24 protein-coding genes are annotated in these 24,810 nt (G+C 41.7%); 16 read left to right on the top strand and 8 right to left on the bottom strand.

Going from position 1 to position 24,810, the window contains the following annotated elements; all coding sequences use genetic code 11:
• Nucleotides 1-80 precede the first annotated feature (80 nt).
• Together QT711_RS13615 and QT711_RS13610 are read right to left on the bottom strand one after the other, a co-directional pair.
• Nucleotides 81-1,121 carry a DmpA family aminopeptidase gene (locus QT711_RS13615; RefSeq protein ID WP_317945098.1) on the bottom strand — a complete coding sequence of 347 codons (1,041 nt, stop codon included), beginning with the start codon at nucleotides 1,119-1,121 and terminating at the stop codon, nucleotides 81-83.
• A gap of 17 nt (nucleotides 1,122-1,138) precedes the next feature.
• Nucleotides 1,139-1,558, bottom strand: a complete 420-nt coding sequence (locus QT711_RS13610) for a universal stress protein (RefSeq protein WP_398296134.1) — start codon at nucleotides 1,556-1,558, stop codon at nucleotides 1,139-1,141.
• A gap of 250 nt (nucleotides 1,559-1,808) precedes the next feature.
• On the opposite strand from QT711_RS13610, the gene QT711_RS13605 reads away from it, so the two are divergent.
• From QT711_RS13605 to QT711_RS13595, 3 genes are read left to right on the top strand one after another with little or no spacing between them, the layout of a single operon-like run.
• Nucleotides 1,809-2,186 (top strand): ArsR/SmtB family transcription factor, encoded by a 378-nt coding sequence (locus QT711_RS13605; protein ID WP_317945096.1) that lies wholly within the window; start codon nucleotides 1,809-1,811, stop codon nucleotides 2,184-2,186.
• Nucleotides 2,170-4,269: a heavy metal translocating P-type ATPase gene (locus QT711_RS13600; RefSeq protein ID WP_317945095.1), complete on the top strand. Its 2,100-nt coding sequence runs from the start codon at nucleotides 2,170-2,172 to the stop codon at nucleotides 4,267-4,269. Before QT711_RS13605 ends, QT711_RS13600 begins: the two co-directional genes overlap by 17 nt.
• Nucleotides 4,270-4,296: 27 nt before the next feature.
• Nucleotides 4,297-5,409, top strand: coding sequence for a GNAT family N-acetyltransferase (locus QT711_RS13595; protein ID WP_317945093.1), 1,113 nt, complete (start codon nucleotides 4,297-4,299; stop codon nucleotides 5,407-5,409).
• Nucleotides 5,410-5,610: 201 nt separating this feature from the next.
• On the opposite strand, the gene QT711_RS13590 is transcribed toward QT711_RS13595, so the two are convergent.
• On the bottom strand, nucleotides 5,611-5,766 hold the full coding sequence (locus QT711_RS13590) for a lmo0937 family membrane protein (RefSeq protein ID WP_317945091.1): 156 nt from the start codon (nucleotides 5,764-5,766) through the stop codon (nucleotides 5,611-5,613).
• 104 nt (nucleotides 5,767-5,870) lie between these two features.
• On the opposite strand from QT711_RS13590, the gene mntR reads away from it, so the two are divergent.
• From mntR to QT711_RS13565, 5 genes are all read left to right on the top strand, one after another.
• A complete protein-coding gene (mntR, locus tag QT711_RS13585; RefSeq protein WP_317945089.1) occupies nucleotides 5,871-6,293 on the top strand; it encodes a transcriptional regulator MntR in 423 nt (140 codons plus the stop codon).
• Nucleotides 6,294-6,299: 6 nt separating this feature from the next.
• Entirely contained in the window at nucleotides 6,300-7,157 is an 858-nt protein-coding gene (locus QT711_RS13580) for a CvfB family protein (protein ID WP_317945199.1), read from the top strand.
• 63 nt (nucleotides 7,158-7,220) lie between these two features.
• Entirely contained in the window at nucleotides 7,221-8,108 is an 888-nt protein-coding gene (locus QT711_RS13575) for a DUF1002 domain-containing protein (protein WP_317945087.1), read from the top strand.
• A gap of 45 nt (nucleotides 8,109-8,153) precedes the next feature.
• The gene (locus tag QT711_RS13570; RefSeq protein WP_317945085.1) at nucleotides 8,154-8,435 is read left to right on the top strand and encodes a GNAT family N-acetyltransferase; all 282 of its coding nucleotides are present in this window, start codon (nucleotides 8,154-8,156) and stop codon (nucleotides 8,433-8,435) included.
• A 360-nt stretch (nucleotides 8,436-8,795) separates the two neighbouring features.
• Nucleotides 8,796-9,269 carry a DUF4064 domain-containing protein gene (locus tag QT711_RS13565; protein WP_317945084.1) on the top strand — a complete coding sequence of 158 codons (474 nt, stop codon included), beginning with the start codon at nucleotides 8,796-8,798 and terminating at the stop codon, nucleotides 9,267-9,269.
• A 704-nt stretch (nucleotides 9,270-9,973) separates the two neighbouring features.
• Here the strand turns inward: QT711_RS13565 and QT711_RS13560 are convergent.
• Nucleotides 9,974-10,459, bottom strand: a complete 486-nt coding sequence (locus QT711_RS13560; RefSeq protein ID WP_317945083.1) for a GNAT family N-acetyltransferase — start codon at nucleotides 10,457-10,459, stop codon at nucleotides 9,974-9,976.
• Nucleotides 10,460-10,690: 231 nt separating this feature from the next.
• Here QT711_RS13560 and QT711_RS13555 point away from each other — a divergent pair, with 231 nt between their 5' ends.
• From QT711_RS13555 to QT711_RS13545, 3 genes are all read left to right on the top strand, one after another.
• A complete protein-coding gene (locus QT711_RS13555) occupies nucleotides 10,691-11,056 on the top strand; it encodes a hypothetical protein (RefSeq protein ID WP_317945081.1) in 366 nt (121 codons plus the stop codon).
• Nucleotides 11,057-11,376: 320 nt separating this feature from the next.
• A complete protein-coding gene (yidC, locus tag QT711_RS13550; RefSeq protein ID WP_317945079.1) occupies nucleotides 11,377-12,156 on the top strand; it encodes a membrane protein insertase YidC in 780 nt (259 codons plus the stop codon).
• 60 nt (nucleotides 12,157-12,216) lie between these two features.
• On the top strand, nucleotides 12,217-12,465 hold the full coding sequence (locus QT711_RS13545) for a hypothetical protein (protein WP_317945077.1): 249 nt from the start codon (nucleotides 12,217-12,219) through the stop codon (nucleotides 12,463-12,465).
• A 45-nt stretch (nucleotides 12,466-12,510) separates the two neighbouring features.
• Here the strand turns inward: QT711_RS13545 and QT711_RS13540 are convergent, their stop codons facing one another.
• Entirely contained in the window at nucleotides 12,511-13,665 is a 1,155-nt protein-coding gene (locus QT711_RS13540; RefSeq protein ID WP_317945075.1) for an MFS transporter, read from the bottom strand.
• A gap of 150 nt (nucleotides 13,666-13,815) precedes the next feature.
• Here QT711_RS13540 and QT711_RS13535 point away from each other — a divergent pair, with 150 nt between their 5' ends.
• Nucleotides 13,816-14,739, top strand: coding sequence for a D-alanyl-D-alanine carboxypeptidase family protein (locus tag QT711_RS13535; protein ID WP_317945074.1), 924 nt, complete (start codon nucleotides 13,816-13,818; stop codon nucleotides 14,737-14,739).
• Nucleotides 14,740-15,061: 322 nt separating this feature from the next.
• Here QT711_RS13535 and cls read toward each other — a convergent pair whose 3' ends face one another.
• Nucleotides 15,062-16,513 (bottom strand): cardiolipin synthase, encoded by a 1,452-nt coding sequence (gene cls / locus QT711_RS13530; protein WP_317945073.1) that lies wholly within the window; start codon nucleotides 16,511-16,513, stop codon nucleotides 15,062-15,064.
• 156 nt (nucleotides 16,514-16,669) lie between these two features.
• Here cls and QT711_RS13525 point away from each other — a divergent pair, with 156 nt between their 5' ends.
• Together QT711_RS13525 and QT711_RS13520 are read left to right on the top strand one after the other, a co-directional pair.
• Nucleotides 16,670-18,064, top strand: coding sequence for an L-cystine transporter (locus QT711_RS13525; RefSeq protein WP_317945072.1), 1,395 nt, complete (start codon nucleotides 16,670-16,672; stop codon nucleotides 18,062-18,064).
• A 158-nt stretch (nucleotides 18,065-18,222) separates the two neighbouring features.
• Entirely contained in the window at nucleotides 18,223-18,672 is a 450-nt protein-coding gene (locus QT711_RS13520) for a hypothetical protein (RefSeq protein ID WP_317945071.1), read from the top strand.
• 29 nt (nucleotides 18,673-18,701) lie between these two features.
• Here QT711_RS13520 and QT711_RS13515 read toward each other — a convergent pair whose 3' ends face one another.
• Nucleotides 18,702-19,934, bottom strand: a complete 1,233-nt coding sequence (locus tag QT711_RS13515; RefSeq protein ID WP_317945069.1) for a helix-turn-helix transcriptional regulator — start codon at nucleotides 19,932-19,934, stop codon at nucleotides 18,702-18,704.
• Nucleotides 19,935-20,108: 174 nt separating this feature from the next.
• On the opposite strand from QT711_RS13515, the gene QT711_RS13510 reads away from it, so the two are divergent.
• Complete coding sequence (locus tag QT711_RS13510) at nucleotides 20,109-21,401, top strand: MFS transporter (protein ID WP_317945067.1); 1,293 nt, start codon at nucleotides 20,109-20,111, stop codon at nucleotides 21,399-21,401.
• A gap of 24 nt (nucleotides 21,402-21,425) precedes the next feature.
• Nucleotides 21,426-22,691, top strand: coding sequence for a S41 family peptidase (locus QT711_RS13505; RefSeq protein ID WP_317945066.1), 1,266 nt, complete (start codon nucleotides 21,426-21,428; stop codon nucleotides 22,689-22,691).
• 53 nt (nucleotides 22,692-22,744) lie between these two features.
• Here the strand turns inward: QT711_RS13505 and QT711_RS13500 are convergent, their stop codons facing one another.
• Entirely contained in the window at nucleotides 22,745-23,905 is a 1,161-nt protein-coding gene (locus tag QT711_RS13500; protein ID WP_317945064.1) for an MFS transporter, read from the bottom strand.
• Nucleotides 23,906-24,810 lie beyond the last annotated feature (905 nt).

Here is a 24,810-nt window from a genome sequence, read left to right as displayed (position 1 = left end):
ATTGAAATAAAGCAGAAATGCATGAAGGTCAACTCGCCATCATGCATTTTTTCTGCTTTTAGTATGGTGCCAAGTGCTATTTATCTAGCATTATCGCTCTTAATCAGCCAGCGCTTCACCGTTCGATTGTTACGCCCAATCGTCGTTTCTGCATGTAACAACGATTGGAACACAGCTTCTTCTGTCGCCTCTATCGTCGCTTGGAACAATTTGTTCATCAGCGGTATATCATCTCTCAACATAGTGTGTGTAACCGTCAATTGCTCACTCGTGTGGGGAATTGTATAGGCCGTTGAAAAGGCGATAATGATATCTCCACTTCCGTTATGGATATATGTGCCTGTCCTGCCAAGCCCAATCGATGCACGTTTTGCCAGTCGTTTCAATTGACGTTCATTCACCGGTGCATCTGTTGCGACGACAATGATAACTGAGCCATCGGGTTTCTCTTGAAGTTCATTTTCCGACGTCAAATCCGTTATTGAACCTTCATAACCATTTCGAACAAGCCATTCATCTAGCAAACATTCTTCTTGGTTTCCGAAGTTTGTTAATGTCAACACACCGACAGTGAATGTCAAATCCCCTTCAGAAGCAACTCTTGAAGAAGAACCAATTCCTCCCTTGTGTCCAAAACAGATCATGCCTTTTCCTGCACCGACAGCCCCTTGCTCAAATTTCCCGCTTTCCGCTTTTCGAATTGCTTCAATCGCATGCGTTGGTCGGACTTTCATTTCCCGCATCGCATTTAAATAGCTATCATTGCACTCACCTACAACGATATTTAAGGAGCTCGTTGAATCACCAATAGTAGGATTTTCATCGAGCATATAGTGCAAGGTACCTTCCAATACAGCCCCGACACTAAATGTATTCGTCAACATAATTGGAGATTCGATAAGTCCCAGCTCTTCAACTTGAATAAGTCCAGCCGTCTTTCCAAATCCGTTCAACACAAAACTTGCGGCAGGCACCTTTTGTTCGAATAAATTCCCCGCATGCGGCAATATAGCAGTGACACCCGTACACGCACTGTCTACCGCTGTCTCTTCCTGTAACGTGACATGTCCTACTTTCACACCGGGGACATCTGTCAGCATGTTCAACTTTCCTCTTTCCATCTAAAACGCTCCCAACCTCATTTGATGATTAACACAGGTGCAGCAACTCTCTTTGCCACTTTATGACTAACACTTCCTAACAGCATTTCTTGGAATGAATTCAACCCTCTACTGCCAATCACGACTAAATCGAATGGCTCTTCGTTTGCATAAGCCACGATTGTTGGACCGGGATCTCCATGGCGAATGACAAAGTCATATGCTGCCTGTTGGTTGTCCAAAACCGCTAAAATCGGTTCAATCCGCTTTTTACGATCGTTGTGCAAATCCTCCACAGCTGCGTCTTGGATGACATCCTTTCGCGTTCGATCATAATGAAGTACATAAAGCGCAACGATGGACGCATGTGGGGTAACTGTTGCAAGCCAGGCAGCATGTTCAGCTGCTCGTCTCGAATTTTCTGACCCGTCGATTGCTAGTAAAATGCGATTATACAATGATATCATCCTCCTCTAGTCATTTACTATATGTCGGGTAAACAGTGTCGAATGCTAATCAAATTCAATATAAATCTTCATTATCCTTTATTTCCGATAAAAAAACACAAGTAGGGAAAGTAATTGCTTGTTTTGCTGGTTAAGAACGTTTAAAAAACATTCAAATGTCTGTTTGTTTATCCTTGCATAACAATTTTTTATTGCATATACTAGGATATAATCAAACGAACATTTGAATGAGGTGGCTAATATGACGAGTAAAGATACATGTGAAGTGTTCATAGTCCGTGACGATGTAGTGGACCATGTCCAGAAAAGTTTGCCAGACGTGAGTGGAATGGTACAAATATTTAAAGCACTTGCGGATGAAACACGTCTAAAGATTGCGTTTTCGCTCACACTGGAAAAAGAGATGTGTGTATGTGATGTAGCTGCTGTTATCGGCTCTTCCAATGCAACCGCTTCTCATCATTTACGGTATTTAAGAGAGCATGGTCTGGCGAAATCGAAACGGAAAGGGAAAATGGTCTATTATGCTTTAGCCGATTCGCACGTATACGACTTAGTCAACATTGCACATGATCATGCGCGAGAAGGAGTGGACGAAACGGATGACAACGAAAACTGAGTATAGATTGGAGAATTTATCGTGCGCAAGTTGTGCGATGAAATTCGAAAACAATGTAAAAAATATTCCTTCTGTAGCAGAAGCGACGGTCAATTTCGGGGCGTCCAAATTATCGTTTACAGGGGATGCAACAGTTGAAGAGTTGCAAGCAGCAGGTGCGTTTGATGGCATTAAAGTTGTCCCGTTAACAAATCGACAACCTGAAACGAAAATACCGTTCTATCGACGCAAAGAGAATATCGTCACATTTTTATCTCTCATTTTCGTCATTGCGGGAATGACGTACACATACAAAGAAATCCCGAATCCAACCGTTGCAACAGGTCTTTTCGCTGTAGCAATCATCATCGGAGGAACAGGAATGTTCCTCACAGGGCTAAAAAACCTTGCAAGACTAGACTTTGATATGAAGACGTTAATGACCATTGCGATAATCGGTGCGGCGATTATCGGAGAGTGGCAAGAAGCAGCAGTCGTCGTTTTATTATTTGCATTAAGTGAAGCGCTAGAGGCGTATTCAATGAATAAAGCCCGACAATCCATCCGGGACTTGATGGATATTGCCCCACCGTCAGCGGTCGTTAAACGGAACAATGAAGTGTTAGAACTACAAACTGAAGACATACAAATCGGAGACATCCTACTCGTCAAACCAGGACAGAAGATTGCAATGGACGGAATCGTGAAAAGTGGAAGGTCGACTGTCAATCAAGCGCCCATTACAGGTGAATCTGTTCCAGTCTTAAAAGAAGTAAACGATGAAGTGTTCGCGGGCACATTGAACGAAGAAGGTGCACTTGAGGTGACCGTTACAAAACTAGTAGGGGACACGACGATTGCAAAAATTATTCATCTTGTAGAAGAAGCACAAGCTGAAAAAGCACCTTCCCAGAAGTTCGTCGATAAATTTGCAAAATATTATACGCCAATCATTATCGCCGTCGCGATCTTAGTTGCTATAGTTCCTCCGTTGTTCGGTGCAGAGTGGCAACCGTGGATTTACCAAGGTCTTGCTGTCCTAGTTGTTGGTTGTCCATGTGCGCTTGTTGTCTCAACGCCAGTAGCAATCGTGACTGCAATTGGAAACGCAGCCCGCCAAGGTGTCCTCATTAAAGGCGGCGTTCATTTGGAAGAGATGGGACGTATTACAGCGGTTGCATTCGACAAAACGGGAACGTTGACAAGAGGATATCCGGAAGTGACAGACTTCATTGTTGGTAGAGGTGCAAACGCGGATATTCTTCAATCTGTTGCAGCTGTCGAGTCAATGTCTCAGCACCCGTTAGCAAGAGCGATTGTTAACTATGCTAAAGGACAAGGCCCAATTACAAAAGAAGTGAGTAATTTCCAATCTGTAACAGGGAAAGGCGCCTACGCTGATGTAGATGGCGAGCTCATTCATGTCGGCAGTGTGTTATGGGCATCCGAACTAACGGAACTGCCAGATGATATGAAACAACATGCGGTGAAACTGCAGCAAGCGGGAAAATCTGTTATGGCAGTGCTAGCGAATCATACTTTCCAAGCACTGATCGCGGTAACTGATCCATTACGGGAGGAAAGTGCAAAAGTGCTACAGCAGCTAAAAGCAATTGGTATCCGCCACACTGTCATGTTGACAGGTGATGATCAGCGAACAGCTGAGGCCATTGCTTTGCAAACTGGTGTTACAGATGTGCGTGCGGGGCTCATGCCAGAAGATAAATTAACTGCGGTAAAAGAGTTGATTGGCGATTACGGCCGTGTAGCAATGGTCGGTGATGGTATCAATGACGCGCCTGCTTTAGCAGCTTCCTCCATCGGGATTGCAATGGGAGGAGCGGGCACAGACGCTGCGCTTGAAACAGCAGATATTGCACTTATGGCGGATGACCTGTCCCAATTGCCGTATACAATGAAATTAAGTCGAAAAACGTTGCAGATTATCAAAGAAAATATTATGTTTGCATTAGGCTTAAAAATTGTGGCGCTGTTATTAATCATCCCAGGATGGTTGACACTATGGATTGCAATCTTTGCGGATATGGGAGCAACATTACTTGTCGTGCTTAATTCGCTAAGATTACTGCGGATTCATAAATAACGTAAGCAGCGGAACGGGGGAACTATCATGCAGTTACGTGAATGGACGATGGAAGAACAAGAACAACTTATACATTTCTTAACGACAAATACGTGGCCGTTTCACGGAAATGCCCATCCTGAACGCGATTTGATTGAAAAGACGATTGAAGAAGGTGGCTATGAATCAGACGAAGTCAAAACATTTTGGGTGCAAAATGAAGATGAGGATATCGTTGGCATCGTGAAAATCTATGATTTACAAGATGAAATTCCGCTTTTCGACTTACGAATTGCGGATGAATATCGAGGATTTGGTTATGGAGCGAAAGCACTCAAGTTAATTACTGAATTCGTCTTCGGCTTACCTGAACGTAAAATCCGTTTGGAAGGACATACACGTCAAGACAACTTGGCGATGCGGAAGACATTCGAGCGTGCAGGCTTTGTAAAAGAAGCGCACTTACGGAAAGCATGGTTCTCGCCGAAAGAGAATTCCTATTATGATGCGGTAACGTACGGTATGACGCGTGAGGACTTTTTAGCTGGAACAACGACACCTGTCATATGGGAAGACGCGGGGCATGGCGAGAAAGGGAAGAAAACAAAGCGTATCCCTAATTTTCCTACAGAATTCGAATCTGAACGGTTGCGTATTCGTAAACCCGAAATGGGAGATGCATTAGACGTCTATAAAGCACTGAAAAACTCCCTACCCGCTTTGCAACCATGGCTACCATTTGCGCAACAAGAACCTGAACTGCATGTAACCGAAGAAAATCTCCGTGAATCCATCGCGGATTTCATCACACGGAAAGATCTGCGGTTGCACATCTTCTTAAAAGAAACAGGCGAGTTCATAGGATCCACTGGCTTACACCGTATTAACTGGGCGATTCCAAAGTTTGAAATCGGGTATTGGCTGGATACGAAATATGAAGGAAAAGGCTATATGACGGAAGCAGTCGAGCGTCTAACGCGTTTCGCTTTCGAAGAACTAGGTGCTAATCGTGTTGAAATTAGGTGTGATGAAGAGAATGGGAAAAGTCGTTCCATCGCTGTACGGAACGGATTTGAGCTTGAAGGAATTCTGAAATCTGATTCTCTTTCAAGCGATGGCCAACATTTACGCAATACATGTATTTATGCGAAGGTAAAATAAATGAACATAAAGGGTGCCATGGAAGTGGCGCCCTCGGTCTGTTGGTGAATGTGTAAATGTGGTGTATTTCTACCGCGTCCCTAAAATTGGTTCATTTACAAAGTTTTATAGATAGGCTGTATTTGTTTAGCGTAACGTCGATTAATTGTCATGAAAAAGAGTGCAGACAAAGTCAACTCTGGCTTTGTCTACACTCTTACGTTATACAGACCGCCTTCCAGTGAGAAGCTGGATGACAAAAATGATTCCTGCAATCACTAATAGAAGGTGAATCAAACCGCCGCCAACCTTCATAAGGAATCCTAGTAACCAAAATGCTAGTAGTGCTACGATAATAATCCAAAGTATTTTGCCCATTTTTTTCACCCCTTTGTAGTGGTATAGTGAATGTACCCGATAGTTAGAAAATGTAAACCGCCATCTTGAAAGATGGACGACAATGCATACGGGAGGTGCATCGGTTGGCAACACCAAGTATGGAAGATTATATTGAACAAATCTATTTGCAAATTGAAGCAAAAGGTGAGGCGAGAGTTTCTGACGTTGCCGAAGCCTTATCTGTTTTGCCTTCGTCTGTAACGAAAATGGCACAACGGCTCGATCGCGAAGGATACGTATCTTATGAGCGATACCGTGGCTTAGAATTGACGGATAGAGGATTGAAGTTTGGGAAAAAATTAGTTCGGAGACATGAATTACTTGAACAGTTTTTGCGAATCATCGGTGTCGAAGAAGCACTCATTTATCAAGATGTTGAAGGAATTGAACATCATTTGAGCTGGAACGCGATGGACAGGATTACAGATCTTGTGGAAGCAATGGAAGAAGATGAAGACTTTGTACGTAAACTGAAAGAACGGCAAAGTTTTGAAATGGAAGGGTAGATGAAAATGACAACATACAAGCCAGGGACAATTGCCAAATTGCATGTCAAAGGTATAGAAGGATCTAGATGGATATTAGACGGAGGAGATGAAGAAATCTTCGTCAACGCTTCTGAATTTGAGAAGCCTCTTGAAGAGGGAGATGCTGTCGAAGTATTCCTCTATATGAATCGTCGTGGTGAATTGACTGCAACTGCCAATTTGCCAAATATGACGTGTGATACATTTGGATGGGCCCGTGTAATTCGAATTGATGAGAAAGAAGGGGCGTATGTCGACATCGGTTCTTCATTCGAAGTGCTGGTCAATAAAGCCGATTTACCTCGAGTAAAGGCATTATGGCCGAGAACAGATGATGAGCTGTATATGACGTTACGAATGGATTTAGGTGGAAATATTTTTGCGCGCCTTGCAACAGAAGAGAAAGTACAAGAACTGATTTTAGAAGCACCTGCCACAGTGTTCAATCGTAATTTGCAAGCAAGAGCGTACCGTCTGTTACCTGTAGGCTCGTTCTTTTTAAGCACACCCGAAAATTACCGGATCTTCGTGCATCATACAGAGCGTGAACAAGAACCGCGTCTCGGTGAAAAAGTGGAAGTGCGCATTATCGATGTACGGGAAGATGGTACGTTAAATGGATCCCTACTTCCGAGAAAAGAAGAACGAATCGGTGATGATGCCGAAACGGTTTATCGTTATCTTGCTGACGTAGGGGGGAAAATGCCCTTCACCGATAAATCGACCCCTGATGAAATAAAAGAAATGTTTGGTCTGAGCAAAGCATCCTTTAAGCGTGCGCTTGGAAAATTGATGAAAGAAGGAAAAGTGACGCAAAACGACGGATGGACAAGTTTGAAGTAACTGTAGATTGGGAACTTTTTCAATGATGCATCGTACTACTTCTTAGATAAGGAGGGATTGCTTATGAGAAAATTATTGATGACAGCAAGTGCAATGTTACTATTCATTGGAATGTTATTTCCTGGTTTAGCGAAGGCTGATACTGCAATTGACGAAAAACTAGGTGTGCCGATTGTTGTGTTAGGTGCGAACCTGACAGATGCTGAAAAAGAATCAGTCAAACAGAGTTTGAAAGTCGATAAAGATACGGAAATAGAAGAAATCATCGTTGACGGTAAAGACCTTGTAAATTATATAAAAGACGGGAATAGCCAAGCGCGCATGTATTCTTCTGCAAAAATAACGCGGCAAGATGCTGGCAAAGGTCTCGTTATTAAAATTGTCACACCGGACAATATTACCCAAGTGACGAACGAAATGTATGCAACAGCAATGTTGACCGCTGGAATTGAAGATGCAATCGTTGAAGTGGCAGCTCCTAAACCAGTGACGGGACACTCGGCCTTGGTCGGTATTTACAAAGCGTATGAAGTATCTGGTGAAACGCTAGACACCGAACGGACGGATGTTGCAAACGACGAATTGAATCTTGCAACGAAGTTTGCGAAGGATTCAGGCATTGATCAAGACAAAGTTGCCGAGCTACTGACGGAAATTAAAAAAGCGATTGCTGATCAAAACCCTGCTACGAAAGAGGAAGTCGAAAAAATTGTAAATGAGCAATTGAAGAAGCTGAATATTGAATTGAGCGACGCGGACCGGCAATTACTTGTTGATTTAATGGATCGAATTCGAAATTTGGATATCGACTTCGGAAAATTATCAGATCAATTGTCGGATATGGCAGCAACCATTAAAGAGAAGATTGGAGAAATCGATCCAGGCTTTTGGGATAAAGTAAAACAGTTCTTCGAAAATTTAATGGACTCCATCAAGTCTTGGTTTAACTAAGTAGGCATCGGAATATGATAGAATATTATAAAAGGAGAGGATTTCATGGAATTTACATTTGTTGAGCTGGGCGGAGATGCATTTGCATTTCGCAATGAACAAGATGGAAAACTGCTAGCCGAAATTACATGGACGCTTCTCGCCGATGTTATGGTCATGGACCACACCTATGTGTCTGAAGACTTGCGTGGGCAAGGCGTTGCAAAGGAATTGTTGGACCGGGCAGCAGCTTATGCACGTGAAAAAGATTACAAAATGGAAGCGGTTTGCTCGTATGTAGTTACTGCATTTAATCGCTACAAAGAATACGAAGACGTAAAAGCATAAACCATCGAAAAGGCGACTCCTAATTGGAATCGCCTTTTTTATACGTATAAGTCCAAAGTGACAGGAAATTAAAGTCCCCAAGCTAATGTAACAGCGTAGACGATACTTGTTAAAACAGATGCGCCTGCGACGGTATAAAGCATGTCCGTCGAGGTGAACAATACTTTTTTCCCCATGTTGCATGCTCTCCTTTCGCTCAGTAGAATTAGTATTTGTTAGTCTTTTATTACCCCTGTGCATGAGATTAAAACGTACTTATCTCACAAAATGAAAGAAATAAATTGAAAATGAAACTATTTAGTTTGAATGTACGTATATTTTGGTATGATAGAAAATAGTTTAAAAGAAAGAGGTGTTTGCATGAACAGAACGGCTGAAAGAGTATTGTCAATCATTGCCGTAGTCATGTCAGCAGTAGGAACGATTTTTGCATTTATCGGGATGGGCTTTTTTAATCTCATTAAGAACGATCCGGCAATTCGTCAGGAAATGGAAATGGAATTCATGGCAGATCCGACAATGACCCCAGCTGACGTGGAAGCAATTTTTACGTTTTTTGATGTAATTGGTGGGTTTATGTGGTTAATCATCATAGCGATGATTCTTAGCATCATCCTGAATATCATCGGGATCGTCAATATTTGGAACAATAAAAACGCCAAACTTGCAGGAATCATGTTCATCATTGCAGGTGTGCTAGCTGGTATCTTATCATTGTCATCTATTCTGTTGTATATCGCTGCAATCCTATGTTTCACAAAGAAACCGCCATTGCAAGAAGATATCCAATTTGCTGATCAGCCGCATGACGGCGACACAATGAGACCGTTGTAATGTTAAACGAGCAAAAAGAGCAATCGAGTATATTCGATGCTCTTTTTGCTTTTTTTGTGCGTTGTTGAGATATCGCGAATGCCTAGTAGTTGCGCTGGAATTGAAGGACTGTAGAATGTTAGCCTTTAATGACGCGTTGAAGAGGAAAACCGCAGCTCGCGCGTCATGAAGTATTGTTTAATGACACGTTGAAGAGGAAAACTGCAGCTTGCGCGTCAATAAGTATTGTTTAATGACGCGTTGAAGAGGAAAACTGCTGTTTGCGCGTCATGAAGTAGTGTTTAATGACGCGTTGAAGAGGAAAACTGCAGCTAACGCGTCATGAAGTAGTGTTTAATGACGCGTTGAAGAGGAAAACCGCAGCTTGCGCATCATGAAGTATTGTTTAATGACGCGTTGAAGAGGAAAAGTGCTGCTCGCGCGTCATGAAGTATTGTTTAATGACGCGTTGAAGAGGAAAAGTGCCGCTCGCGCGTCATGAAGTAGTGTTTAATGACACGTTGAAGAGAAAAACCGCTGCTTGCGCGTCATGAAGTATCCTTTAACGCCCCGTTAATGAAATAAACCGCTGCACGCGCTGTCGCTAACCAGCTTTTCACGACACGATGAGGAGAAAAGAAAAAATTCGCGAGAAGCCATAGTAGTAAATCCTAGGCTCCCGCGAATCATTCATTTATAAAGTTGTCTCCAATACAATCTTGCCATTAAGCCATGACGGGTTGATGGAGATAATAGACGTATTGAGCTGTTTCAACAGGGCAGCCTTCAAAATTCTCCTCGAATACATCAAGCAATTCAAAACCTTGTTTTTCATAAAACGCTCGTCCACCCGTATTTCTGCTATCCACATACACAAACAGTTGCTTAGCACTACTTAACATCGAAATGGCGTAATCGACCAACATCTTGCCATAACCTAAATGCTGATGAGAAGGAAGAATGTACATTGAAGTGACTTCGGCATCTCCGTCTTCATCTTCCTTTGTGAAGTTAAGGAAGCCGACAGGAATACCCTCTTCGCACTCAACGACTAACATATGTGTTTTTTCCATACGCTTCATCATCATTGCGTTGGAAAAAGAGCGATTGAGATAAGCTGTCTGAATGTCTTGAGGAATGATGTTGGCATATGTATCACTCCAAGTGTGATGAGCGATATGTTGGATATACCCAATGTCTTTACTATTCATAGGTCTAATCAAGCCGCTGTCACCTCCGCTATCCTTTTTGCTATCATAACAAAAAATAGGGCATGAAACTATATTTGTCATCGAATTGAAATATAAAAAAGTAAATTATCTGATAAAATTAAATGAGTTGCACTCTTTAACAATGAAATTTGAAAGGAAGTTTCTAAACGACGGCAAAGGGTATACTAGCCGTATAATACGATTTATCAGATCAATGGAGGATTGATAGGTATGGCACGTAAACGTGGAAATGGATTGCTTTTAGCTACATTAGCAGCAGGTGCGTATGCGTATTTCAGTAAGAAAGAAAATCGTGACAAAGCGATGGTTGCGGTCAACAATATGAAAACAAAAGTCGATTCGTTCGTAACTTCACAAAAATTAAACAGAAACGATGCAGCAAAAGCTGGATTCTCGGACCCTTATGATTTACAGGATAACAAAATGGTGAGTGAAGGTGCACAAACGAGTGTTCATTACTACAACCAGGAAGTGGAAGACAAGTCGAAGGAATCTAAAGAAGACGGTCTCTACAAAAAGAAAGAAAACTCAACTGATGCTCCTGGTATGAATCAAAAAGAAAATGATAATAAGTGACAAAGACGCCTCTGAATCGGGGCGTTTTTTTATGCGAGAATACAAAAGTGCCATTTGAAGAAATCTGAAATGCTTGAATGAATACAGCCTACATTTTGGCCTATTTCGTCCCTGTCATCGTTCGGACATGCCCTCATAATGCAATGATCGTGCGTCGAAAACAGTTCAAAAACAATTATGGAATGAACCGTATCGTACCGCTGTCACGTGCTTGTCGATAACTTTTGTGATGAAATCAAGGTTTTTACGAAGATTAATTGTAATTAGGTAGTGAATTGATGTATACTTTTCAGTAGTTTGAAATAGTGAAGGTGAATCTATTGAAGAAGAAACTTGGTTTATTTACGATATTGATGACCGCCACTTTATTTTTGAGCGGTTGTTCTGGTGTACAGAACAAAGAAGGTACGTTTTATAATATTTTCGTCAAACCGATGGAATGGCTCCTTCATTATCTTGGAGAGGCATTTAACGGAGGTTATGGTTGGGCAATCGTATTAATTACCGTTGCAATCCGTCTAGTGCTCATGCCACTTATGTTGAAAAACTATAAGTCGCAACAAGATATGAAAATCAAAATGGATGCACTACGTCCTGAAATGGAAGACATCCAAAAGCGGTTGAAAGAAGCAAAAGAGAAAGGCGAAAAAGAAGAGCAAATGAAGCTGCAACAAGAAATGATGGGCTTATATTCTAAGCACGGTGTGAATCCATTAAACATGGGCTGTCTCCCACTAATCATTCAAATGCCGATCATCATGGGGTTATATTTTGCAATTCTGTATGCTCCGCCAGAAGTAAAAGAGCACCAATTCCTTTGGTTTAACCTCGGTGAACCAGACAAAATCATGATGCTTGTTGCAGGAGCTGTCTATTTCGTCCAAGCACGTGTCTCCCTTTGGACAATGCCTGAACAGCAAAAGCAACAGATGAAGCTGTTCATTTACATGTCACCAATCATGATTATGTTCATCTCATTCTCTGTCATGGCAGCACTACCGTTGTACTGGGCTGTCGGAGGGATCCTTCTAATCCTTCAAACGTATATCGGACGCAAGTTCTATTACAAGAACACAGAACCGATTCCGGAGAAGAAATAAGCGATAATGTCATAATGGAGGCTGGAGAGCAATCTCCGGCCTTTTTTGGAGGAATTTAGTATGAATCAAAAGAAAATCTTCATGACAGGCATCGTACTCATTACGTTGTTAACCTTGTATTTCGTCATCCGAGGACAACTCGATTATGCGATCCTTACAATGATGGCACTGTTCACGCTAACGAATGCATCTAGAGCAAGGTCCTTTAAAGAACAAGGATTTGAGAAAGAATCAAAATGGATGCGCTATTTATCAATGATTTTTGCATGTGCATTCGTCGTCGTATTCATTTTGATTTTCTTTATCTGATAAAAAAACGTTTTCCGGAAACTGAACAATCCGGAAAACGTCCTTTTAATACGCCAAGCGTTTTCGAGTGACGAGCACAATGACAACCGCAGGAATTGTGCACACCGTCATACCAAGAAAAGCGGCACCTGGCGATAAATCATATAAATAGCCTGCTGGAAATGTTAAAATTGCGGCACTCAGACTCATCGCGAAAGCTGCGTAAAACCCTTGAGCTGAAGCGATTTTTGAATGTGGTAAGTTTTTAGAGATATATTGAATGAATGCATAATGGGCGATGCCGAAAGATAAGGCGTGCAACCCTTGGGATAACACAAAAATCGCTGCCGTTGGAAACAAGAAAATGATGACCCAGCGGACGGTGGAGCCGACTCCGGCAAGCAAAAACATTGTGGAAATGCGCATGTTCGATAAAAAACGATCTGCCTGCGTGAAGAAAATAATTTCAAACAAAACGGCAATGTTCAAAATGACACCGATTGTAAACCCGTTAACATCTAGGTCGTCTAGAAAAAGATAGCCATAATTGTAATAAGAGGCATGTGCTCCTTGTAAGAGAATGGCTAATAGCATAATGACCGGAAAACCTTTTGTTGCAAATAAAGAACGAATGCCGGCTTTTTCAACTGGATGGACAAGTTTTTCAGGAAGTTCATTCAAAACGGCTGGGGCAGGTCGCATAAAGAAGATACCAGCAGCTGCTAGACCAGCGATCATCATATAGAGAATGGCTTGTTCATTCCAAATAGCAGTAGCGCCTCCAACGAGTAGTAAAGCAATCGTATAACCGATCGATCCAAATGAACGACTTTTTCCGTAATGGATACGCTCTTTTTGCATCAAAACAGACGCACCACTTTCCACACCCGGTAAAATAATAGGATAAACGATGCTAAACAACACCGTGATGATGAGTAACGTAGTGAATGTGGATTCAGGAATATAGAAAATAGCAATGACTACTGACAGCAACGTCATCCATTTGATGACGCGTATATACGATGTACGACTTGTTAAATAGGGAAAAATAAGAAACGTGGAAAACGCTCGGGCAACCATTCCAGCACCCATAATGATGCTGGCAGCTTTGACAGACATTCCTTTTTCGTTTGTCAGCCAACCTGTCCAATAAGGCACAAAAACTCCCCACGTAAAGAAAAAAGCTAAAAAGCTGATGGATAGCCATCGTTGATTATTCATTACTTAACCTCGCAATCATTCAAACACTTATGAAAATAAATGATAGCATACACCATCTTGAAAGAGAAAGATAGATTGCTGGCTGCTACTCATTCTCCATAGAACAGCAACAAAAAGTGATACGCAAAGTAGAAGGAAGGCCAACAAAAAATGAAACGGAAAAGCAACAATAAAACCAATAAAGCCCTTACCATCACCTTACTCACATCAAGTATTGTCATGACAGCACTTGTCGTGTGGATCGGATTAAATGGCTGGGATGTAACGAAAACGCTAAAACAAGTAGGCATTGGAACTGAAGTGGAACCACAAGAAACGCCATTGGAAACACCAGACGCAGTAGAAGAACAAGAGAAAGATCCCGAAGAAAATGACGTGACAAATGAGACTGAGACTAAAGACCAGAAGGATACAGAAACGACAACACCTACTAAAGAGCAGCAGAAGCCTGTCACACCAGCTCCAAAAGAAGAAGACAAAGCGCAAGTGACAAACAAGCCACCTGTGAATAAAAACAAAAGTGGCTATATAGAAGGGCAGGAATTGCCAAAAGAGCCAACGTACATTAACGGAATACTGCTAGCAAACAAACAATATCCCTTACCAAGCACGTTTGCTCCAGGTGAAAACACAGAAGCTCGAGATGCATTCGATGAAATGGCTGCAGAAGCAAAACTATCAGGTTTTAATATTACGGCCTTCAGCACCTACCGTTCATACGAATACCAAGTATCACTCTATGATCGCTACGCCAAAAAAGACGGCGTTGAAGCAGCAGATCGCTACAGCGCACGTCCGGGTTACTCCGAACACCAAACAGGACTCGCATTCGACATCGGTGAAGTGAACTACGAAAAGCACTGGGCGTCCTCCTCGTTTGGCGACACCGAAGCAGGTAAATGGGTAGCTGCAAACGCCCATCGCTACGGATTCATCCTCCGCTATCCGGAAGGCAAAGAAGCCATCACAGGGTACATGCACGAATCGTGGCATTTCCGCTACGTCGGAAAACCTGCATCAGAAGAGATTTTCAAACGCAACATTACACTCGAAGAATACCTCGGCGTTCAATAAATCATGCATCCACGAAACGGTTCACCGGAATAGTGGATGCTTTTTCTTTTTGGCAATCGCGTCATTGGTTTTTCTGTAGTACTTGCAAACGCCCGTATGCCCTCTGTAGAGTATCCCGACCAATAGGTGATCCACGCGGCCCTAAGTTGAACATCCACGCCAAAGCATTGCTCCACACGCCCTAATGGAGGCATCATGCCTTAAACGGACCGTACAGCGCACAAAGCAGGCCAACACACCACATCCCGTACCCCAAACACCGTAATCTGCTCCACCAAAAAAACGATGCAGTACCAAAGGGCACCGGCATCGCCAAAAATCATCATAAAATTGGTGACAACAATCTTGAAATAGACTCTTTAATCTTAATACCGCGCGTCCGGTTCATGTACATCTCATACGTCAACTCGGTTGACAATTGCATATCTTGCTCAAATAATTCTGCGAGCTCATGGGATTTTTCTCGATCGTAAATGAAAGCATTAATTTCAAAGTTGAGCTTAAAACTACGGACATCGATGTTCGCTGTTCCGACCGTTGACAGCTCATCGTCCACGATAATTTGTTTGGAATGAATGAAGCCGTTCTCGTAAATATAGACTTTGGCACCTGCTTTCAATAGCTTTCCGACGTTAGAATACGTCGCCCAGTACACAAACATATGATCAGGCTTATTTGGAATCATAATTCGCACATCGATACCTGACAAACAAGCAATGCGAAGGGCGTCTAAAAAGCTAACGTCCGGAATAAAATAAGGTGTTTGAATGTAAATGTAGTCTTTTGCTAAGAAAATCATTTTCAAATAGCCATCTTTAATCTGTTCCCATTCCTCATCTGGTCCACTCGAAACAATTTGTAAGCCGACAGAACCTTTTGTGGGAATAGCAGGGAAATACCGTTCTGCGTATTCAATGTCATCGCTATTTGTCGCTTGATTCCAATCCATCAAAAAGCGTGTCTGTAGCGGATGGAGTGCACTTCCTTCAATTCGCAAATGCGTATCGCGCCAATAGCCGAATTTTTTATCTAACCCTAAATACTCATCCCCAACGTTAAATCCTCCCACATAACCAATCCGTCCATCGATGACAACAATCTTCCGGTGGTTACGATAGTTTAGACGGGGATTAATTAATGGTAAAATTGCCGGGAAAAATGCAGCGACTTCACCGCCACAATCCGTTAATTCTTTCAAATGCTTAATACGTAAACCGCGTGATCCGATATCATCATACAAGACACGCACTTTGACGCCTTGTTTTGCTTTACGAATCAGTACATCCAAGATTTTTTTACCTAATGAATCCAAACGCAAAATATAATATTGAAAATGGATGTGGTCTTTCGCATTTTCGAGATCGTTTAATAAAGAATCAAATTTTGCGGCGCCATCATTAAAGATTTTGACATCATTGTCTTGTGTCAGCACTGCGTGGTTATTCCGAAGATGTAAGTAGATCATGTCATAATAATGCGCGGTATCGTCCAATTTGAAGTCGAATGTTTCATCCTCAATCGCGTCCATTTGGTAATCAATGAGCGTTTCAATTCCGATGCGATTTTTCCCTTCCCACCTCGAAGCGTGTTTATTTCGTAACCTTCTTCCAAATAGCAGGTAGATGAAGAAACCAAACAAGGGGACGAAAAATAAAACAAGAAGCCAAGCCCACGTTGCTGTCGGGTCTCTACGCTCCAAAAAAATAAGCGCAATTGCAAGTAAGGTATTTAAGATATAAATAATTGTTATTGAGATGGTGATTAAACTTGCCATATACGTCCTCCTTAAATGACTCTTTCTATTAGTATACAGAAAAGTACCCGAAAAAGAATAATATACTCCTTTTCCGCTTAAAACCTACTTGACTGATATGAATTAAGGGTATATAGTTTTTCTAACAAATAAAAGTAGGGAAAGAGGAATTCAAAAATGGATAATTTGTTGGTCGTCATTAACGTTTTAGGCTTTTTACTCTTAGTCGGCTTGCTCTATTCTATGCACCGAAAGAAGATTTCGTTTTCAAAACGAGTATTTACCGGTTTAGGACTCGGAATTGGCTTCGGATTGATTTTACATGTTGCTTATAGTGCAGAATCAGAAATATTAGCTCAATCGGTCAGTTGGATCAGTATAGTAGGAACTGGCTATATTAAATTTCTTCAAATGATTGTTATTCCCTTAGTATTCATTTCAATCCTTGGCGCATTCACCAAAGTGACGATCGGCAAAAACTTTGGGAAGATGGCCGGTTTGATTTTAGGGATTTTAGTAGGAACAACCGCAATTGCGGCCGTTATCGGAATTGCTTCTTCCATGCTTTTTGGTTTGGATGCATCCGAAATCGTACAAGGGGAAGCGGAAGCGGCACGTGGACTTTCAATTGAAGAACGTTCTGCGTCAGTTGCAGATAAAGCATTGCCGGATCAAATCTTAGATCTACTACCGGCGAATCCGTTCTTAGATTTTACAGGCGCTCGTCCAACGTCCACGATTGGCGTTGTCATTTTTGCAGCTTTTCTTGGTTTCGCTTATTTAGCACTTAGAAGACGGGATGAGGAAAATGCGAATCTCGTGAAAAAGGGGATCGATGCGCTTTATTCCCTCATTATGGGTGTCGTGCGAATCGTATTGCGCTTAACACCTTATGGGATTTTGGCAATCATCGCAAAAACTGTAGCAACATCCGATTTTGCAGCCATTTATAGCTTAGGGAAGTTTGTGCTTGCTTCCTACGTCGCACTACTCGTTATGTTTGTCATTCATCTCATCATCATTACGCTATCAGGTCTAAACCCGATTACGTATGTGAAAAAAACAGCGGAAGCGCTCTTGTTTGCGTTCACTTCCCGCTCAAGTGCTGGAACATTGCCGTTGAACATTAAAACACAAACAGATCGGCTCGGTGTGCCAGATGGCATTGCGAACTTCGCAGGCTCTTTCGGTTTATCAATCGGACAAAATGGTTGTGCAGGTGTTTATCCAGCGATGTTAGCTGTCATGATTGCACCAACTGTCGGGCAAAATCCATTAGAACCTACATTTTTAATTACCCTCATTGCCATTGTTGCCATCAGCTCATTTGGAGTTGCGGGTGTTGGTGGAGGAGCAACGTTTGCAGCAATTCTCGTTTTGTCTGCGCTGAATCTACCGGTTGCATTGGCGGGGCTGTTAATATCGGTAGAACCGTTGATTGATATGGGACGTACTGCTTTGAATGTCAGCGGCTCCATGACGGCGGGCGTGACGACTGCACGTGCAACTGGAGAGTTGAACCGAGACATTTATAACGATTCCATTGAACACCAATCTATTGAAGCATCCTAACGGCAGATGCCGCAAAAGCAACAATTCATTGTTTACAATACGTACGATCGGTTCAACTACGGCCGGTCGTTTTTTTTATTTTTTATTTTTCTTAAATATTAGATAAAAACGAGCAGGTATAATATAATGGTGGAAAATGTATATTTTCTTCTGGGAGGATGATAATCATTGAAACGGTAGTGAAAGTTCAAAGGGGTAACAAAAAGGAGTGGTGGATCCTAATCGTCACACTGTTAGCCTTACTTTTGTTTTTCTTACTCACTCACTTTTTATCGATTTACCCAGGCGGCTACTCGTTTGATAAACAGAGTGGCGAAGTGTTAATTGGAAAAGGTGCTGACATACAACGTGTGGCATTGTCTACGAACAATGAACTGAAAATCGCTCTTTTAGAAAGCGAAATAATCTACCTTAAAACGCTCTGGTATGTAGGTTTACTATTTACAGCAACATGTTTAATAGGAACGCTCACTTTTAGAAGATTAAAGTTAAAGAAAGTTATTCTACTGACAGCATCGATATATGTGGTTCTAGCTATTTTGCTGAGTATCTCGTATGCAAATACACTATTCTCTATAGAGAGTTTAATTAATAATCTAATCAAATAAAAAGAGTTCGAGCGAAGCCGAACTCTTTTCTAATCTAAACGTTCTTTTATAAATACAAACGTCTCCATAATAAAATTTTTGTAAGGTGTATAAGGCATTGGATCGACATTAGCCACCGCTTTTCGTATCGCTGTTATTGCTTTCTTTTTGTCTCCCAACGATAGGTAACAAAGTGCAGCATATGCATCTTTTTCATAGAAGATGGATAAATCGAATGGATGATGTACATAGTCAGCAATTTTCACTTCTTTAAAACAGCTCAGTGCTTCCTCGTATTTCTTTATGCCGTATAATGCCTTTCCTTTTTCCAAATGAGCATAAGGGAGAAACGCATTGGGAACAACTTGCTTATCAAAATGAGCATTGATGATCGCTAAAGCCTCTTCAAAATCTTTCTTATAGGAGGTTAAATAATGAACACTTGCAAATTTAGTGAAAAAGATTGCATCCTGATCATCCGCGAAGTCCCCGTAAAGTAAAAGTTTTCGCTCATAATACTCCATTGATTGTGCATCATTATTCATCATGGCATGGAAAGTAGCAATTCGGTACAAATGATCAGTACGATAGAAAATCTGTTTTTCCTTCGAAAATTCGATTCCTTCGTTCATGACTTGAATGGCCTCAACTGCATTTCCAACTGCATATTGAAGAACCGCCTCTAAATAATAAAAATCGAGCCGTGTTAGAGGATCAATAAATGCATTGCGACTTTCAATATCGGAACGCTCCCTCAATAAAAGTTTAAGAGCCCTGTCGTAATCATGCGCAGTGAATTTCACCATAGCGCGGAAAATACCGACTGCTGCAAGTCGAGGAGTAATATTCATTTGATCATAAATTGCGCCAGCTTTGTCTAAAAGTTCCTGCCAACCGTCTTTCTTTTCGTAGTATAAGGAACGGCTATAAATGTCTAACAGTCGAGCAGCTTCATAGCCGTGTGACAATTTCTCGATATAAGGTTCGATTAGCACAATAATCTGCTCATGCTCATCGGTTAACTCATCGAATTCCACACTAAATAGTTTTTCTGCTACTTTTAAAACTTCCCTTAATTCCTTTAGACTCACTTCCTCCATCAGCTCAGCCACTTCAACTCCAAGCCGCTCAGCGATATACGTCAGGCTATCCATCGAAGGATTCGCTTTATTGTTTTCAATTAAACTGAGCATTCCTTTCGTCAACTGATCGCCAGCTAGCGCTTCTAATGTTATTTTCTGTTGTTTGCGTATTGTTCGGATACGCTCTCCTAACGTAGACAATTGGAACACCTCCTCAAAAGTATGTATTGAGACTCATTTTAACATCATTTGTGTTGAATCAAACGTATCTACTTCTGTATATGTTTAATTATATTAAACTTTTAGTTGAAAAGAAAGAGTGTGCGTGTTATTATTTGTTTAATCTTATTAAACTTACTGAAAGGAATGACTATTTTGAGTGAAGCGATAAAGTTAAAGAGAGCAACCTATCATCTATGGACATTCACAATTAGTAAGATGATTTCTTCTTTTGGAGCGCAAGTCTACGCATTTGCCATCAGTTTTTACATTTTACAAGTAACGGGATCAGCAACGAGTTTCGCGACAAATTTGATATGTAGCATTTTACCTCGGACACTATTAGCGCCATTTGCGGGATATGTAGCAGATAAATATTCGAGAAAGACAATCATCATCGGCGCTCAAATTGCGACGACGTTAGCAATTGGGGGATTGCTGGCAGTGAGTCTGACGTACGGGTTGTCACTCATCGCCATCTATGCGACAACTGTTGTATTAGCGATGACCTCGACGTTTTCCGGTGTCACATTCACTTCGTCGATAACGGGGCTCGTCGATGAAGCGCGTATCCAACGTGCTATGTCCATGAACCAAATGTCTATTTCATTCGCTGCCATTGGAGCCCCTGCATTAGGCGGATACTTATATGGTGTAGTGTCAATGCCTATGTTTTTAACAATGTATATGGTTGCTTCTCTAACAGCAGTCATTTTAGAGTCGACAATGAACTTCAATCTTTTTGCGAACAGGAAAGAAATTGTAGATGGAGAGCCAAAAGAATCAATGCTTCAAAGTATGAAAGCGGGCGTTTCTTATTTGAGGAAGCAACCAATATTGATGAGACTTATTTGGATTTCGCTCGTCATTAATTTTCTGTTTGGTGCATTTCAAGTTGGCTATGCCTTCATACTCATTGAAAAACTAAAAATGATATCGACACACTTTGGTTATACGGAAGGCGCAACGGCAGTTGGAACGTTGCTAATGTCCATCAACTTATCTATTAGAAAAGAGATTAAATATCCTTTATGGATTGGTAAATGGGGGATAATTGCAATGGGAATTGTCATGGGAGCAGTGGCAGTACCGCTACTTATCCATATTCCTTATAACGGTATGTTCGCTTTTTACTTAGGTCTTATGCTTAGTTTTGGCTTGCTATCCATTCTTGTTAACACACCGTTGTTTGTTATGATGCAAAAAATGATTGATGACGATTACAAAGGTCGCGTCTTTTCTTTGTTAGAAACAATGGCGATGGCACTCATGCCACTCGGAATGGTACTGTTCGGCTTCCTATACGACGTCGTACCTGCACAATGGATTCTCCTTGCATCGAGTTCGGTATTAATTGTCGTGGTCCTCATAATGGCCCGTCCATCTGTCGTACGAGAAGCACATCCAGAATTAAATCGTACAAAAACAGTAAACGTAGAAACAGTGTAGTAAATCGTAAAAAGGGGTGTAGGTGTGGAAAAGATTTTTAATGAAATTGTACACATTATGCAAAATGACTATGCAGGTTGTAAAGATAAGAAAGGTTGGGATCGACCTGATTACTTTCTGGATAAAATCCGAGCAGGTGGGGAGCTATCTAAACTAGCGTTCAAGGAAATTGTCGATGAGTATTTACTTGATTTTAAAGATCGTCATTTGTATTTCTTACTGGATAACGCCGCACATGATGTGCCGAAAAATCGGGGTTTCAATGTCAGACGCTATAAAGACCGGTTGTATGTAACGGAAGTAGTTGCGGAAACACGTTTACAAATTGGAATGAGTTTTGCAACAATTGGCGGCTATACAATCCCGGAGTTAAAGGAAAAACACCATCGTTTATTAAATGAGAATCATACTGAACGTGAGAAGTGGATGCCGATTCTTATGCAATATGAAGAAGGGCAACTTGATGTTGGCGACGAACTTCTCAATTTTACATTCGATCTGTTTGATAAAAAACAATCTGACCCAACATACGCCATCGAAAAAGTGGCAGAAGACACACTTCTATTAACGATGACCGATTTCATGAACCCAGATGCAATCGCCAAATTGGTCGGTGATCATGAAGCATTACTGCGTACTACCGACAAGTGGATCGTGGACGTACGCGTCAATAACGGCGGTAGTGACTCCAGTTATTACTCGCTACTACCGTATTTATTGCCAGAAGAAGGTTTAAACTTGGCTGATACGGAAGATAAAATGCTTATGTATTGTACAGAAGCAAGTGCGCAACGAGTTTTACCAGATCTTGAGGAAGCAATCAACCAAACGGAAGACGAACAGGCGCGTTTCGTATTGCAAATCTTTAAAAGAGAATGGGACCGTAACAGAGGAAAGGGCTTTGTCGAATTTGACTTCAGTGAATTAGCGAAAGACGCTTACGTAAAAGGTACAAAACAGCCATCAGAGGTTATCGTCTTAACAGATGTCATGTGCGGGAGTGCAGGTGATTCATTTGTCGAGCTCGTAAAAATGTCGTCTAAAGTAACCGTCATCGGCAGACCAACGCTCGGAGTAAACGATTACTCCAATTTGGTTAGTGCTAAATGGGGAGAAGGATTTGAGCTCATGTATCCGACGTCAAGGTTATCGCGGATTGATAAAGGTGAGGGAATGACGGGTGTCGGTATCACGCCGCATGTTTATATACCGTGGACGCCTGAACATTTGGAAGAGGATGTCGACATGAAGAAGGCGCTGGAGCTTTTATCTACAGAGAAAGTGAAATGAACATTAAAAAAGCGAAGTTCAACCTCTTAAAGAAGGTGAGAACTTCGCTTTTTTCACGCACTTCGTAACGTCTTATGCGATTTTGCAAACAGTATTACAAGTACAATTGACAAGATTGCAAGTGTGGCAGAGACGTAATAAATGGCACCGTCCATTTTTGTAATGAGGAACGTGAACAGTAAAGGTGCAAGAATTCGTCCCATATTATCCATGGAATACGTCATACCGGCAGCCGTTCCGTACTTGCCTCCGGATTCCTTAGAAGTGAGTGAAACAAGGATCGTCCGAGTTAACGCATTCCCAGCTGTAAACACGCTAAGTGCAAAGCCGGCCCAAAAAAGATTTGTCGTAAACGGAATCAATACTAATCCGATGGCAGAAATAATTTGCGCACCGATAATCCACTTCGTTTCCGAGCCGTCTTTTACGCGGCGTACAACCCCGCCTTGTATGGCCGCATCCACTAATCCGCTTGCCATGAATAAATACCCGATTTGAATCGGTGTAATTTCAATTTTTGAAATCTGGAACAGTTGGAACGTCGATTCAATGCCTGATAGAATGAATGTCACCATGAACGATAGGAGAAATAAGTTCCGGATCCGATACTTCCAAAACATTGCACTCCCTTTTGGTAATAAAGCACGTTTCGTCGCTTCACCTTGTCGCTCCGGTTCTTTCAAAATAATGCCCGCGTAAATAAGAATGAGCAAGGTTAAAATTCCTGATGCGATGAACGGTGTTTGTAAACTGATGTCTCCTAAAATACCGCCAAGAGCCGGTCCGAATATGAAGCCAAGACCGATAGACATACCAAGAAAGCCCATATACTTATTTCGATTTTCTTCCGTCGTCATATCACCGACGAACCCAGTTACTGCTGTATAGAGTGCACCTGAGAAAATCCCTCCAACAATACGTGAAACATAAAGCAATGGCAGATTTTCAATGAAAAGAGCAAACAGGAAAAAGCTTAAACTAAATCCAGTCAGCCCAATCATAATTAACTTCTTCCGACCCGTCCTGTCTGACAAAGAACCCCATAGCGGAGCAGTAAAAAACGAAGCTAAAGCATATATCGTCAACAAACCTCCGACATGCACTTCGGATAAATTCTGTTGCACAATGACTTCAGGAAGAACTGGAATGATAATACCAAATCCAAGGTAAACAAAAAATTGTACAGACATCAAAAGAATAATGGCCTTTTTCATCACAAAACCTGCTTTCTATAACAATCCATATAGCCATTTTACCCTTTGAACGAATCGCTTACAAAACATATGTATCTCAACAGGTGACAGCGTACTTTCAAATGCAAAAGCTTCATTTATCAAATCCAGCACATCAAGCTTAAACGCGGCAAAACTCCTTCAAACGCCGCATACCTACACGAAACGCGGCAAAATTCCTCCTAACGCCGCATACTCCCTTAAAACACGGCATAACTCCTCCAAACGCGGCAAAATTCATTCTAACTCAGCATACTTTCTTAAAACACCGCATATCAAGCTTAATCGCCGCATAACAAGTTCCCCGCAACACTCCCGTTAAATTGTCAAAACCCATTCGGCGCGATTTAAATCGTTTAAACAGAAAGAACCGCCCACGTGAAAAATGAAAGATGGTAATATCGGTATGGAAGATCTTGATAGTAATCAAACGCCGCAAACTTCGCTCAAACGCGGCATAACTTACGTTTAATGACGCGCGATCCCTGAAAAAGGAGTCTCCCGCGTCGATAAGTTACGTTTATCGACGCGCAATCCGTGAAAAAGGAGTCTCCCGCGTCGATAAGTTACGTTTATCGACGCGCGATCCCTGAAAAAGGAGTTTACCGCGTCGATAAGTTACGTTTAATGACGCGCAATCCGTGAAAAAGGAGTTTACCGCGTCGATAAGTTACGTTTAATGACGCACAATCCGTGAAAAAGGAGTTTACCGCGTCGATAAGTTACGTTTATCGACGCGCAATCCGTGAATTAGGAGACTCATGGGTACCGTCAAGAAGTATGTGTAACACACAATAGCCAACAATTTAGCTGATTTTACATGGAGTGGCGGACATGTTAGCCTTGGCAGGCTAGGCCAGCTTGTTAATAAAGCTGACCTCATGGCC

This window comes from Sporosarcina saromensis, from assembly GCF_033253735.1.
Taxonomy (GTDB): Bacteria; Bacillota; Bacilli; order Bacillales_A; family Planococcaceae; genus Sporosarcina; species Sporosarcina saromensis.
This window is presented reverse-complemented; position numbering and strand designations above follow the sequence as displayed.

What these genes read in the sequence shown, in the direction of transcription:
- cls (WP_317945073.1), bottom strand. Translation starts at nt 16,513, where the DNA reads ATGGCAAGTTTAATCACCATCTCAATAACAATTATTTATATCTTAAAT.
- QT711_RS13560 (WP_317945083.1), bottom strand. Translation starts at nt 10,459, where the DNA reads ATGAATAGTAAAGACATTGGGTATATCCAACATATCGCTCATCACACT.
- QT711_RS13540 (WP_317945075.1), bottom strand. Translation starts at nt 13,665, where the DNA reads ATGAATAATCAACGATGGCTATCCATCAGCTTTTTAGCTTTTTTCTTT.
- QT711_RS13605 (WP_317945096.1), top strand. Translation starts at nt 1,809, where the DNA reads ATGACGAGTAAAGATACATGTGAAGTGTTCATAGTCCGTGACGATGTA.
- QT711_RS13590 (WP_317945091.1), bottom strand. Translation starts at nt 5,766, where the DNA reads ATGGGCAAAATACTTTGGATTATTATCGTAGCACTACTAGCATTTTGG.
- QT711_RS13500 (WP_317945064.1), bottom strand. Translation starts at nt 23,905, where the DNA reads ATGAAAAAGGCCATTATTCTTTTGATGTCTGTACAATTTTTTGTTTAC.
- QT711_RS13575 (WP_317945087.1), top strand. Translation starts at nt 7,221, where the DNA reads ATGAGAAAATTATTGATGACAGCAAGTGCAATGTTACTATTCATTGGA.
- QT711_RS13570 (WP_317945085.1), top strand. Translation starts at nt 8,154, where the DNA reads ATGGAATTTACATTTGTTGAGCTGGGCGGAGATGCATTTGCATTTCGC.
- QT711_RS13535 (WP_317945074.1), top strand. Translation starts at nt 13,816, where the DNA reads ATGAAACGGAAAAGCAACAATAAAACCAATAAAGCCCTTACCATCACC.
- QT711_RS13565 (WP_317945084.1), top strand. Translation starts at nt 8,796, where the DNA reads ATGAACAGAACGGCTGAAAGAGTATTGTCAATCATTGCCGTAGTCATG.
- QT711_RS13600 (WP_317945095.1), top strand. Translation starts at nt 2,170, where the DNA reads ATGACAACGAAAACTGAGTATAGATTGGAGAATTTATCGTGCGCAAGT.
- QT711_RS13580 (WP_317945199.1), top strand. Translation starts at nt 6,300, where the DNA reads ATGACAACATACAAGCCAGGGACAATTGCCAAATTGCATGTCAAAGGT.
- QT711_RS13555 (WP_317945081.1), top strand. Translation starts at nt 10,691, where the DNA reads ATGGCACGTAAACGTGGAAATGGATTGCTTTTAGCTACATTAGCAGCA.
- QT711_RS13520 (WP_317945071.1), top strand. Translation starts at nt 18,223, where the DNA reads ATGATAATCATTGAAACGGTAGTGAAAGTTCAAAGGGGTAACAAAAAG.
- QT711_RS13525 (WP_317945072.1), top strand. Translation starts at nt 16,670, where the DNA reads ATGGATAATTTGTTGGTCGTCATTAACGTTTTAGGCTTTTTACTCTTA.
- QT711_RS13615 (WP_317945098.1), bottom strand. Translation starts at nt 1,121, where the DNA reads ATGGAAAGAGGAAAGTTGAACATGCTGACAGATGTCCCCGGTGTGAAA.
- QT711_RS13545 (WP_317945077.1), top strand. Translation starts at nt 12,217, where the DNA reads ATGAATCAAAAGAAAATCTTCATGACAGGCATCGTACTCATTACGTTG.
- QT711_RS13595 (WP_317945093.1), top strand. Translation starts at nt 4,297, where the DNA reads ATGCAGTTACGTGAATGGACGATGGAAGAACAAGAACAACTTATACAT.